Annotated in this window: 14 protein-coding genes; 8 read left to right on the plus strand and 6 right to left on the minus strand. The window is 50.7% G+C overall.

Going from position 1 to position 12,196, the window contains the following annotated elements; all coding sequences use genetic code 11:
• Nucleotides 1-249 precede the first annotated feature (249 nt).
• The gene (locus LG204_RS10290) at nt 250-675 is read left to right on the plus strand and encodes a DUF5675 family protein (RefSeq protein ID WP_230337185.1); all 426 of its coding nucleotides are present in this window, start codon (nt 250-252) and stop codon (nt 673-675) included.
• Between the two features lie 4 nt (nt 676-679).
• Nucleotides 680-1,258, plus strand: a complete 579-nt coding sequence (locus LG204_RS10295) for a hypothetical protein (protein ID WP_230337186.1) — start codon at nt 680-682, stop codon at nt 1,256-1,258.
• Between the two features lie 119 nt (nt 1,259-1,377).
• Here LG204_RS10295 and LG204_RS10300 read toward each other — a convergent pair whose 3' ends face one another.
• Nucleotides 1,378-1,938, minus strand: a complete 561-nt coding sequence (locus tag LG204_RS10300) for a hypothetical protein (protein WP_230337187.1) — start codon at nt 1,936-1,938, stop codon at nt 1,378-1,380.
• Nucleotides 1,939-2,131: 193 nt separating this feature from the next.
• On the opposite strand from LG204_RS10300, the gene LG204_RS10305 reads away from it, so the two are divergent.
• The 3 genes from LG204_RS10305 (at nt 2,132) to LG204_RS10315 (ending at nt 4,167) form a co-directional block, all read left to right on the plus strand.
• Nucleotides 2,132-2,923, plus strand: coding sequence for a DNA adenine methylase (locus LG204_RS10305; protein WP_230337188.1), 792 nt, complete (start codon nt 2,132-2,134; stop codon nt 2,921-2,923).
• Nucleotides 2,924-2,992: 69 nt separating this feature from the next.
• Complete coding sequence (locus LG204_RS10310) at nt 2,993-3,475, plus strand: Pycsar system effector family protein (RefSeq protein ID WP_230337189.1); 483 nt, start codon at nt 2,993-2,995, stop codon at nt 3,473-3,475.
• Between the two features lie 2 nt (nt 3,476-3,477).
• Nucleotides 3,478-4,167, plus strand: coding sequence for an adenylate/guanylate cyclase domain-containing protein (locus LG204_RS10315; RefSeq protein ID WP_230337190.1), 690 nt, complete (start codon nt 3,478-3,480; stop codon nt 4,165-4,167).
• Here the strand turns inward: LG204_RS10315 and LG204_RS10320 are convergent.
• Nucleotides 4,164-5,438, minus strand: coding sequence for a Y-family DNA polymerase (locus LG204_RS10320; RefSeq protein ID WP_230337191.1), 1,275 nt, complete (start codon nt 5,436-5,438; stop codon nt 4,164-4,166). The genes LG204_RS10315 and LG204_RS10320 overlap by 4 nt on opposite strands.
• Complete coding sequence (locus LG204_RS10325; protein ID WP_230337192.1) at nt 5,435-5,881, minus strand: LexA family protein; 447 nt, start codon at nt 5,879-5,881, stop codon at nt 5,435-5,437. The genes LG204_RS10320 and LG204_RS10325 overlap by 4 nt, the downstream gene beginning before the upstream one ends.
• A 58-nt stretch (nt 5,882-5,939) precedes the next feature.
• On the opposite strand from LG204_RS10325, the gene LG204_RS10330 reads away from it, so the two are divergent.
• Nucleotides 5,940-6,173, plus strand: coding sequence for a hypothetical protein (locus LG204_RS10330; protein WP_230337193.1), 234 nt, complete (start codon nt 5,940-5,942; stop codon nt 6,171-6,173).
• Here the strand turns inward: LG204_RS10330 and LG204_RS10335 are convergent.
• Entirely contained in the window at nt 6,151-6,891 is a 741-nt protein-coding gene (locus tag LG204_RS10335; RefSeq protein ID WP_230337194.1) for an SOS response-associated peptidase, read from the minus strand. The genes LG204_RS10330 and LG204_RS10335 overlap by 23 nt on opposite strands.
• Nucleotides 6,892-7,101: 210 nt before the next feature.
• On the opposite strand from LG204_RS10335, the gene LG204_RS10340 reads away from it, so the two are divergent.
• On the plus strand, nt 7,102-7,377 hold the full coding sequence (locus LG204_RS10340) for a cupin domain-containing protein (protein ID WP_013442271.1): 276 nt from the start codon (nt 7,102-7,104) through the stop codon (nt 7,375-7,377).
• Nucleotides 7,378-7,552: 175 nt separating this feature from the next.
• Complete coding sequence (locus LG204_RS10345) at nt 7,553-8,341, plus strand: SDR family NAD(P)-dependent oxidoreductase (protein ID WP_230337195.1); 789 nt, start codon at nt 7,553-7,555, stop codon at nt 8,339-8,341.
• Between the two features lie 71 nt (nt 8,342-8,412).
• On the opposite strand, the gene LG204_RS10350 is transcribed toward LG204_RS10345, so the two are convergent.
• Both LG204_RS10350 and LG204_RS10355 read right to left on the minus strand, forming a co-directional pair.
• The gene (locus tag LG204_RS10350) at nt 8,413-9,588 is read right to left on the minus strand and encodes a DNA polymerase Y family protein (protein WP_456085626.1); all 1,176 of its coding nucleotides are present in this window, start codon (nt 9,586-9,588) and stop codon (nt 8,413-8,415) included.
• An 18-nt stretch (nt 9,589-9,606) separates the two neighbouring features.
• Complete coding sequence (locus LG204_RS10355; RefSeq protein ID WP_230337196.1) at nt 9,607-12,195, minus strand: [protein-PII] uridylyltransferase; 2,589 nt, start codon at nt 12,193-12,195, stop codon at nt 9,607-9,609.
• Between the last annotated feature and the right edge of the window lies 1 nt (nt 12,196).

Raw genomic sequence — 12,196 nt, forward strand, 5'->3', positions numbered from 1 at the left:
GATTGAGGGGCTGGTAGCTTGCTGCCTCATGGAGCCTGGCCTTTCCAACTTATGCACAAAGGCAAAATACGTTTCGTCGGCCAGTGCTGCTCCTGCGCTTGCTGGGGTTCTTGTCTATTACACACTCCCGCGCTTTGTTGAGTGGGTCATCCTCCTGGCGCTGGTCGCTCTTGCTTTGTGCGTTTGGCCAAGGATGGTCTACAGGTATCACTCAGTCATGGATGCCATCAAGTTTTACTGGAGGCTCCATTGAAAATTTTTATTGCTCGACAAAAAATGGAGGGCTTCACTCCAGGGCGCCTTTATATCGATGGCGATCTGGAGTGCTTTACGCTTGAAGATCAGTTCCGTGAAAGCGAGGGTTGGTTAATTGATTCCTGGAAGATACATGGAAAGACGGCAATACCACGCGGCACTTACCAGGTTGTCATAACTTACAGTAACCGATTCAAACGCCAACTGCCTTTGCTACTGGACGTTCCGGGCTTTGAAGGTATACGTATTCATACTGGCAATACCACTGCCGATACTGAAGGCTGCATTCTAGTGGGTGCCGATGATGGCAACTGGCAGGATGCCTGGCTCGGCAGCAGCAAGATCGCGTTCAACAAACTGTTTCCGAAGATCCAGATGGCACTCGGTCGTGGTGAAAAAGTATGGCTCACGGTGGAGTAGGCAAATGAAAAAGTACATTTATCCCCTATTTATTGGCCTTCTCGTTGCAGGCCTTATTTTTTTGTATTTCTGGGCCAAAGCGTTCTACACGCCAACACAAATGGCTGAAAAAAAAGAAGCGGTACAGGCTAACCCCTCAACCGCTGTAAAAAATTCAGCCAAGACAGCGACAGCTGTTGCCAAGCCCGTGGTTGTATACAAAGGCGGTGCCGCTCTGAAGGATGGATTGAAGCTGCCGCAGGAAGTGGTGAATAACGAACCTGACCAGGTGCTATCGAGCATTACTGCGCCGGAGTCTGACCACAAGCAAACGGTGACCACGGTATTGAATACCGAGACAGGTGAATCGCAGACCTTTATTCGCCAGGAGTCTTTGCCGTGGGTGGCATTTGATCAGCGCGGCCAGGTGGGCATGTATGCCGGTGTGAAGAATGGCACGCCTACTGCCAGGCTGGAGCTGCAGCAAGGGCTGCTGCAGGTGAAGGCTGTACATATTGGCGCCGTGGCCACCGTGGACCAGCCCATGCAAGGACCGCTGCAGACTGAATATTACGTGGGGGTGGGGGCCTGGTACAGATGGTGAAGACTAGAAAATACCCCCAGTACAACTCAGAACTGGACGGCAATATTTTTGCCTGGATTATGCAGACGTCTGCACGTTTACGTTCAACATCCCTATTTCAACATTCAAAAGAAAAGTTTCTAGAAAAAACTAAGAAGTAATGAGGCAACTGTTGCAATATTAGCGGCATGAGGAAGTAAATTGATCATTGATTCGATTATTTTTTTGTTCGGCTTTTCTCGATTTATTTGCTGTTCAATTGCTTCCAATGAGGATTCATATAGCTCTGGGTCTTCGGGATTTTCAATATTTCGAACAGCCTCCTTCAGTTCTTCGAAGGCTTTTTGAACATTAGAGGCAAGGTTTATGTTGACGGAGTTGTCCGTCGAGTTGTGAAGCACGCGATTATTATCTCCACTAATGTGGTAATGAATCTGCTGCTTTTCGATTTCAAACTGAGCTCTTGAAAGGTTAATCACTTCCATTTGATAGTGAGCTGGAAATCCTCCCATGCGTTCATGGAATCCAGGATCAATGACTTTGTACGTTTGTTCTCCGCCGTTGGACATTTTTCTAATAATTAAATCTCCAGCCTCAATAAGAACATTGGTATTTGTATAGATGCCATTTTTTGTGACGATTGCAGGGATTGATAAAAATTCATACCCATCAGCTTTTTTTACATCTATACGGTCAGTCATTTTTGAGAACATTCCTAACTCCCACTTAATCAAGTGAATTTAAGAAGAGGCGACCAAGTAATGCGTCAACATCACCTGGCCACCTTCATTTCACAGACTAGACCTGTGAGCCGAAAGCCTAGGCCCCTTCACCACGTCGACGCGGCGGATGAAGCCTAGCACAAGATTTATCAACCGTGAAAGGCTCACACCTATGAAAGCACTACCTGTTATCCCCTGGATTGGTGGCAAGCGTCGTCTTGCTGACCGTCTTATTCCCCTGTTCCCACCACATACATGCTATGCCGAGGTATTTGCTGGCGGCGCGGCTTTGTACTTTCTCCGACCGGTCCCTGCAGAAACCGAAGTGCTGAATGATATAAATGGCGACTTGGTCACCCTATACCGTGTGCTAAAGCACCACCTGCAGGAGTTCATCAGGCAGTTTGAATTTGCCCTGACCAGCAGACAGATCTTCGAGTGGGAAAAAATGACCAGGCCGGAGACGCTGACCGATATACAACGCGCTGCGCGATTCTTTTACCTGCAGCATTTAGCATTTGGCGCCAAGGTTTCTGAGCAGAACTATGGCACGAGGGCTGACGGCGCTAACTTTGATATAACCCGCATCGGCGAAAACCTGACTGCAGCCTGGCGCCGTCTGGGCGGGACTAATATTGAAAACCTACCCTGGCGAGAATGCATCGAGCGCTACGATCGAACGCACACGTTTTTCTACATGGACCCACCTTACTGGCAAACCGAGGGCTATGGCGTGCCATTCCCGTTCCAGGAGTATGTTGATATGGCCAGCCTCATGCGCTCAATGAAAGGTAAGGCAATGGTCAGCATCAATGATCATCCGGAGATACGCCAGGCATTTGTAGGATTGCCCATGTTAGAGCTAGACATTAAATATTCTCTGGCCAATGTCAATGAGCACAAGTCGACAGGAGAATTGGTTATTGCAAATTTTGATCTGGGGAAATCCGGAGGTTTGTTTTAAAGCATTGCGTTGAGATGTCCAGCAACCTTATGTAATATTCTGATATAGAAAAACTAAATAAGAGTCAGTATGGAAAACTCAAAAAAACTAGAATTTGCAAAATGGACGCTGGAAAGAAACCTTGCTTGGATAGCTGCAGCAGAAATTAAAGTTGGTTACATTGTTGCAATAAATACCGCTTTGATTTCTGCTTTAGCTTCAATTTACACGAACGATTCCTCTAACCATGGCGCTTGGGCGATTTTATTTGTAAGCATAGCGATATTTATACATCTCCTATCAATAATATACTCTTCTGTTGCCGTTCTTCCTAAAACTGATGGTCCTGAGTCTAATATTTTCTTCGGGAAAATATCAAACATAAGCCGCGCAACTTATGAAAACAAGATGGCGAATATTACAGATGATATGTTGATTACTGATTGTATACATCAGATTCATAGAAATTCAGAGATTTCAAGAGACAAGTTTAAGGCGGTTAGGATTAGTATGGCGTTGGGCTTTTTAGCTCTGCCATTCTGGGTTGCCTCGATCCTAGCAATGATGGTGTAATTATGGGGTTGAGAGATAATTTAATTAATTTTGTTAAATCAATCGTCCTAGATACATGGAATGAAGATTTAGCAAGGGTTGTCCCTACTCCTACCTCTCTTGTGCTTAATGGTAATGATGCAAAATATCTTCCAGATGCAGTCGTGTTGTATGCGGATATTGATAATTCTACAGAGATGGTTGAGTTATATCCGTGGAATTTCTGCGCGGAAGTTTACAAAAACTATCTTCATTGTGCGTCTCAGATTATTAAGTCAGAGGGCGGTGTAATAACTGCTTATGATGGGGATAGGGTTATGGCTATTTATGTAGGTGATAATAGAGACACTCGAGCAGTCAGAACTGCAATGAAAATAAGCTCAGCAGTAAAGAATATAATCAATATCGAGACAGAAAAAATTTATGAAAGTGGATTTAAACTCCGACATAAAGTAGGCATTGATCGAAGTGATTTAAGAGCCGCTAGAGTTGGTGTTAAAGGTGACAATGATATTGTGTGGATTGGAACCGCTGCTAATACTGCTGCGAAATTGTGTGCTCTAAATGAAAAAACTATTTATATCACTGAAAAAGTTTATAAGGCTATGGATGAAGAAACTAAACTTCTTGGCACCATTCCTATGTGGGAAAAAATTACATGGAATGGACGTGTTATCTACCGTACAACATATTCATGGAAGATTCCTAACTAATATGTAGTAATTAGAGATTGCCAGTCTGTAGTATAACCGGGGCTTTTATTTTCCTGCCTCATTGCCCAAGGGGAATGATACCCTTGGGATGCCGGACGTAGCGCGCCATTCCCCATTTTTCTATTAACCGAATCTAAAGCAGCCATAAGCCGGGCCGACTTCCCCGCTTCAGCGGTAAATCCGAACAGGTCATTTTGCTGCCCGCCAGTCGGCACAATTTCCCCCAGCATAACCCCAGCTTTCTGATAACGAAAGCCTGGCTTGTATATACGCTTCAGGATCCAGAGTGCCACTCCGATCAGCTGCATGGTGTCGTCGGTCGGGGAGGGCAGTGGCACTGTCATGCTATTGCTGTACTTCGCGCCATCGCCGAATGGAGAGGTGTGGATGAATAGGTGCAGGGATCCAGCATATCCCTGTTGGGCGCGTAGTTTTTCTGCAGCCCGACTCACATACAGGCTGATTGCTTCAGCTATGCTCTGCTGGTCCGTGACAGGAAAACCAAAGGACCGGCTGGAGATGATCTGCTGCTTGTCGGGTACCACCTCTTCCAACTCCATGCAGGCATGCCCCTGCAGCTCGCGCACGGTCTTTTCCATGACCACGCTGAACTGCTGGCGCATGTACTCCGGATCCTGCCTGCGCAGGTCCAGCGCTGTCTTAATGCCAAGGTCTATCAGCCTGGCTGACAGCTTTCGACCGACGCCCCAGATATCGCTCACTTCGATCCTGGACATGGTTTGCTCCAGGATATCTGCCGGCAGCGCGTTGAAGTCGCACACGCCGCTTTCATCCAGTAGTTTCTTTTTCGCCGTGTGATTGGCCAGCTTGGCCAGCGTCTTGCTGGGGGCTATGCCGACACAAACCGGCAGCCCGGTCCATTGCAGGATCTTCGATCGCATATCTTTGGCGATATCGGCATGTGACTTGGGAAGCCCCGTCATGTCCAGGAAGGATTCATCGATGCTGTAGACCTCTTGCGTGGGGGCATATTGCCCGATGATCTGCATAACGCGGTTGCTCATATCCGCGTACAGGGCGTAATTGCTCGATAGAGCGATGATCTTATGGCGCCTGGCTTCCTCCTTCAGATGGAACCACGGAACCCCCATCTTGATGCCCAGCGCCTTGGCCTCGGCACTGCGGGCTACCACGCATCCGTCGTTATTAGAAAGGACCACCACAACTCGGCCTTTCAGAGCAGGGTTAAACACGCGCTCGCAGGATGCATAGAAGTTATTAACGTCGATCAACGCAATGGCACGCTTCATACAAAGCGGCGCATTGAGCCTGTGACCACGCCAATCACCTCGACAGTCTGGCCGTCCTTGAACTTGATCGGCTGATAGGCTGCATTGGCGGGCAGTAGCTGACCGCGTCCCAGATACTTCACGGTAAATTCCCCATCCACCTCGGCAAGCACGACCTGGCCAAGGCTGGGCTTAATCGAGCGATCGACCACAAGCACATCGCCGTCAAATATTCCGGCCTCGATCATGGAGTCGCCTTTTACGCGCACGAAGTACGTCGCCGTAGGGTTGTGTACCAGGTAATCGTCGGCGCTGAGTCTATCCTCGACGTGATCTGCAGCCGGGCTGGGGAATCCTGCTGCAACGGGGCTGTCGTAGAGAGGCAATGGCGGATAAACGCCTGGGTGATGTGCCATGATGGCGGTGACATTAGCTGGCTGAAGTGGAATTATGCTGGCTATCATGTTTTGTACGTCCGTACAGTTAATGGGCGAATCGTACGTTTTATCAAAGGAAAACGCAATGACAGATCCCGAGGTGCTGATTGAATTGGACCTGCTTACCAAGCGCTGGCAGGCTGCGAAGGTTGAAATGATTACTGCAGAAGACGAACTCGATGCAGAAGTGCGCATGGCGTTAGAGAAGGGCGGGCCCGCTCCGAGCCGCGACCTGCGCGAAAAGATGATGGATTACCGAAATAAAGAGTACGAAGCCCGATCGGCGCTCGATGAATTTATCGCGGAGCAGTTTGGCTGACAGCCATCAGCTCCGCTGGAAATTGCTTAAGGTATTGCCTGCAGTCGTCAGCTGGCGCTGCTAGCCACCCGTCATATTCTTCCTCCTGCAGAATCACCACCATGCGCTTTTCGTCGTCGGGCTTGTGGTAATTGCGCATGAAGGCGTGATCATCTGCATTCACTGTCAACATTGAGAAGCTGCGCAGGATCTCGCCATTTGCTGGATCCTTCCAGCCGGTCCATATACCGGCTATCCCCATCGGTTTTCCATCCGTCCGGATTATCCGGGTGGCCACTGCTTTTCCCGATCGCCAATCAGGCTCGAAGATCGCCTCTGCTGGGATGATGCAATGGCGATTCAGGCGCCATGAATCGCGAAATGCGGGTTTTTCGTGGACCGTTTCTGACCTGGCATTATAGGTCTGTCTGGCAATCTTGGTATCTTTTGACCAATGGGGGATAAGGCCAAAGGATCCAACCATCAATTCCTTGAAGGGTACGGCCTCATCGCCCACGTCGGCATGCTCATGCTTGCGGATAAAAGGCCCGACATAGGTTGGCCATAGGCTGGACTTTAAACCAGGTGGGATATCGTCGACACCGAAATACTGCTTCAGCTTCTTTGCATCGATTAAAGGATCATAGTGGGAACACATGGGACAAAGGTAAAAGCTACTGTGATTCTGGTCAAGATGCACGTGCGATGCCAAAACAGAAGTGGCAAAGCTATCGTCCATGATTGATATGGTAAAATGTACCGGATTTGTAAGGCAGGCCGTCACAGTTCCATGTGGTAAAAAATGTGGTAACTTTTTAAGACTGTTATTATTTAGCCATATAATTCAATACGTTTGGCGGCGAGTTGTAAGTTCACCTCTTCCGCCAAGGATACCCGTCAGCGGTGTTAAATTCATACCGATGCCATTCATTTAATTAAGGATTTAGACATGAGCCAAATCATTGTTGAGCACAACCCAAGCGAAGAAAAACTGAAGCAACTGGGCGTTTCCAGCTGGTCTATCTGGGAAAAAGAAGTTTCCAAGTTTCCACTGGATTTCGGCATCAAGGAAACCGCTTACGTACTGGAAGGTGAAATCATCGTTACTCCTAAGGGTGGCGAGCCAGTGCGTATCGTTCCTGGTGATCTGGTTGTGTTCCCAGCTGGTCTGGACACTAACTGGGAAGTGGTTAAGCCACTGCGCAAGCACTACAAGCACGGTTAATTCCGGCTGTTTTGCCTGTCCTGTAAAACCCGCGCAAGCGGGTTTTTTCTTGCCTATTCCTGCCACTTTTCATTCCATTGTCCAGTTTTGGCTGACAATCCTTCCTTCCAAAACATGCAATCCTGAGATTGAGTTCAGGTCACAATGGCATCTTTACATTAAGGGAATGGTTTTCATGCAACTCGAACTGGATAACAAACTCGCATTGGTAACGGCATCGTCTGGCGGCATTGGGCTGGAAATTTCCCGCAGTCTGGCAGCGGAAGGTGCCAGCGTCATTATTAACGGCCGCAGCGCGGCAGTCGTGGAGAAGGCGATTGCCGAGATTCAGCGTTCCCATCCTGCAGCAAAGCTGCACGCGTTGGTCAGCGACAATGGCACCCAGGCGGGCTGTGAAGCGACGATTGAGCAATTCCCCTCCGTGGATATTCTGGTAAACAACCTGGGAATTTATGAGGCTGTGGGATTTTTCGAGGAAAGTGATGCTGACTGGCAGCGCCTGTTCGAGGTGAATATCATGAGCGGCGTGCGCCTTGCCCGGCATTATCTGGCTGGCATGCTGCAACGCAATCAAGGTCGCATCGTATTTATCTCCAGCGAGTCTGGCCTTTCCCCTGCACCGGAGATGGCGCATTACAGTGCCACGAAAACCATGCAATTGGGTATCTCTCGCTCTCTGGCAGAGCTGACCAAAAATACGGCCGTGACCGTCAATGCCGTATTGCCAGGCCCAACCCGTACCGAAAGCGTAGAGAAATTCATACTGGACGTTTATCCCGGCTTGACTCTGGCAGAGGCCGAAAAGAAGTTCATGGTAGAAAACCGTCCAACCTCATTGATTTCACGCCTGATCAATCCGGCTGAAATTGGCAGTGTGGTGGCCTTTGTGTGCAGCCCGCGTGCGGCGGTGATCAATGGCTCCAATATTCGTGCGGAAGGCGGCTTGGTCAGGACGGCATTTTAAGCTTAGCCATGGAGAGTTTCAGGCTTCTTGTGAGCTTGGGCCTTTTGCGAGTTTTGCAACAAGTGGGTTTGTTACTCAAAAGGCAGGGCAGCTTGCTGATGTGTGGGGTGTTCGCCGTCTTCAATCGGCGTTAGCTGGCTGAGTTTTACGCCAAGCAGGCGTATCTTCTTGGTCAATGGCGCCCGTTTGAGGCATTCTCCTGCCGCTTTACGTATGGCAGCCGCATCGCCCACCGGCAAAGGCAGTGTCAGGTCTCGCGTGATGCTGCTGAAATCCTGATAGCGCAGCTTGATGCCGACGGTGCCTGCCAGGTAACGCTTGATTTTCAGGTCTTGAGCCACGCGCTCACACAGGCTGGTGAATATTTCCCCGAGTCGCGCACGGTCGTGCCTGACATGCAAATCGCGCTCAAAGGTGGTTTCCCGACTAATCGACTTGGGTTCCGAGTGGGTGGTGACCGGGCGATTGTCTTGCCCATTTGCCACATTGAGCAGCCATACGGCATAGCTACGGCCAAATGTGGATTGCAAAAGTCCCACGTCGGCTTGGGCCAGTTCCGCAATGGTACCGATCTGGATGGTTGCCAGTTTGGCGACGGCTTTCGGTCCTATACCATTGATTTTGCTCACTGAGAGTGGCCAGATGCGCGATTGCAGGGAGCTTTCGTCCAGCAGGGTCAGGCCATCCGGTTTATCCAGTTCCGAGCCTATCTTGGCCAGCAGCTTGTTAGGGGCGATGCAAATGGAGCAAGTGAGCCCGGTGGCATTGTAGACAGCATCCTTCAGGCGCTTTGCCAATGCTGGACTGGGCTCGGTGTGTTCGCTTAGATCGATGTATATCTCGTCTATGCCCCGGTCTTCCACATGAGGCGCAACGTCGCGTACGGCTTGCTTGAAAAGCCTGGAGTAATAGCGATAAGCATCAAAATTGGCAGGCAGGATAATCGCATCGGGAGCCTTGGCAGCGGCTTTCATCAAACCCATGGCGGAAAAAACGCCGAGCGCGCGGGCTTCGTACGTGGAGGTGGTCACCACGCCTCGACCCGCATAATCTCCCAGCCTGGCGAACTGCCAGCGGCCATATGCCAGCTGTCGGGGCGTATCAATGGCGCGTCCTCCGACCACGACAGGCAGTCCTTTTAGTTGAGGATAATGCAGCAGCTCCACCCCGGCAAAAAACATGTCCATATCCAGATGGGCAATCCGCCTGGGAGGCGTGGGAGGAAGAATTGTTGTTTCGATAGACACGGAGCAGGGCTGCCCTGATTAAAGCTGACTGCTGAGGTCTTCTTTGAGCTTTTGCAGGGCGTTATCCGTCAGCGGTTGGCCAGACTTGCCTGAGATGAGGAACGTATCTTCCGCACGGTTGCCCAGTGTGTTGATTTTGGCAGTATGCAGATGGATGCCATGGGCAAGGAAGGTATGCGCCAGCTGTGACAGCAATCCTGGTCTGTCGCCCGCCACAATATCCAGCAGGTGATAATTGGATTGTCCTTCGCGCTGCAAATGGATAGTAGCGCTGATGGGCATATGTTTGACTTGGCGATTGAGGCGACCCTGCAGAGGTGTTTCCAGTGGCTGTTCGGGCATCAGTTTCTGGGTCAGTTCATATTCGATGAAGTTGAGCAGGTCACGATAAACCACCGACTTGCTGCTTTGGTCTGCCACCAGAAAGCTATCCAGTGCATAGCCATGGCGGCTGGTATGAATACGGGCTTCCTGAATGTTATAGCTCATGCGGTCAAAAAAGCTGCAAATACGGGCAAACAAGTCATCGCGGTCACGCATGTAAATCATGGTCTGAATGCCATCGCCTGCCGGGCTCAAACGGGCACGGACGATCGGTTTTTCGCTATTGAGATGTGGCAGCAGCAAGCGGCTGTGCCAGGCAATCTCCTGGCTGGTGTGCTTGAGAAAGTAGCTGGGGCCGAGTTGATCCCATAGCGGCTGGTAACTGGGCTTCTTGATGCCGTAATAGCTGAGGGTTTCTTCTGCCTGCTGCTGACGCAGCTTGATCTCGATATTGCAGTCTGCATTGGCGCTGGCGTCCCGCATCAGGCGCTGGGCGGCGGTAAACAGGTTCTCCAGTAGCTTGGCTTTCCAGGCGTTCCATACCGCCGGACTGGTGCCACGGATATCGGCCACGGTGAGCAGGTAGAGGGCGGTCAGGCGACGCTCACTGCCCATCTGACGGGCGAAGTTCTCGATGACCAAGGGGTCGCTAAGGTCCGCTTTTTGGGCGGTGCTGGACATGATGAGATGGGCTTCCACCAGCCATGCTACCAGCTCGCTGTCTTCGCGATTGAGCCCATGTGCCTTGCAGAAGCGCTTGGCATCCACGGCACCCAGGGTTGAGTGGTCCCCGCCACGGCCTTTGGCAATGTCATGAAACAAGGCCCCCAGATAAAGCAGGTAGGGCTTGTCAAACTGCATGAAGAGCTGGCTGCACAGCGGAAACTCGTGCGCCAGCTCTGGCAGGGCAAAGCGGCGCAGATTGCGCAGCACATTCAGGATATGCTCATCCACCGTGTACACATGAAACAGGTCATGCTGCATTTGCCCGACGATGCGGCCAAAGGCGGGAATGTAATTGCCCAGAATGCCGTAGCGATTCATGCGGCGCAGGGCATTGGTTACCCCGTCTGGCTGTTTCAGGATATCCAGAAACAGCTGCTTGTTGACCGGATTTTGCCGGAAGTCGCGATTTACCAGCTTTTTAACCCTATACAGGGTGCGGAGCAGTGTGGGGCTCATGCCCGTTAATTCTGGATGCTGCTCCAGCAGTAAAAAGCTTTCCAGAATAGTGGTCGGATTTTTTTGCAAAAGGGCGCTATAACGCGCATCCAGCAGATTGTTTCTAGCCTCGAAGTGGTCATTGATCGGCAATGCGGGTGTCGCATTCGGGTAAATTTTTTCGCGTAGCAGTTGCAGCAGGATCTCGTTCATCAGGTGAATGAATTTGGCGCTGCGGTAGTAGTTATGCATTAGCTGTTCGCTGGCGCGTTTGCTACGGCTAGTGACATGATTGAGCTGCTTGGCCAGATCATTCTGAAAGTCAAAAATCAATCGGTCTTCGCGGCGCTTGGCAAGATAATGCAGGCGGATACGCAGCATCTGCAGGTATTGCTCGTGTCTGCGTACCTGGCGTGCCTCTTGTGGGCTAATCAGTCCGTGTTTGACCAACGTACTCCAGGCGCTGCCCAGCCCCAGGCTGCGCGTAATCCAGAGGATGGTTTGCAAATCGCGTAATCCGCCCGGACTTTCCTTGATGTTGGGTTCAAGATTGTAGGGCGTGTGATTGAACTTGGCATGTCGCTGGCGTTGCTCCAGCATTTTGGCTTCAAAAAACGCCTGCGTGTTCATGTTGGCGGCAAATGCAGCCTGAAACTGCTCGTAGAGGTCTTTATGGCCAGCCAGCCAACGCGATTCAAGTAGATTGGTCTGGACGGTGACATCCTTGGCTGCTTCGTCGGCACATTCACTGAGGGTTCGTACGCTGTGCCCTACAGCCAGGCCAATATCCCAGAAAGTGCCTACCAGCGCTTCAATCTGGCGATCCAGCGCCTTGTCGTAATGGTCGGGTAGCAGAATCAGCAGATCGACATCGGAATGTGGAAAAAGCTCGCCGCGCCCATAACCGCCGACGGCGATCAGGCAGACGGCATGGTTGAGGCCAGCATCCTGCCAAAGTGCTTGCAGGAGCTGGTCCACAAATCTGGAATGCCCCTTCAACAGGGCGCTGGTATTGCCGGACTGCTCAAAAGCCTGCTGCAGGGCTTGCTGACGCTCATGCAGTTTGTGACGCCAGTCTTTTGCCAGGCTGGCGTAATCAGTTTCCGGCAATGCTTGCGACATA

This window comes from Methylovorus menthalis (genome assembly GCF_020523625.1).
In the GTDB taxonomy this organism is placed as follows: Bacteria; Pseudomonadota; Gammaproteobacteria; order Burkholderiales; family Methylophilaceae; genus Methylovorus; species Methylovorus menthalis.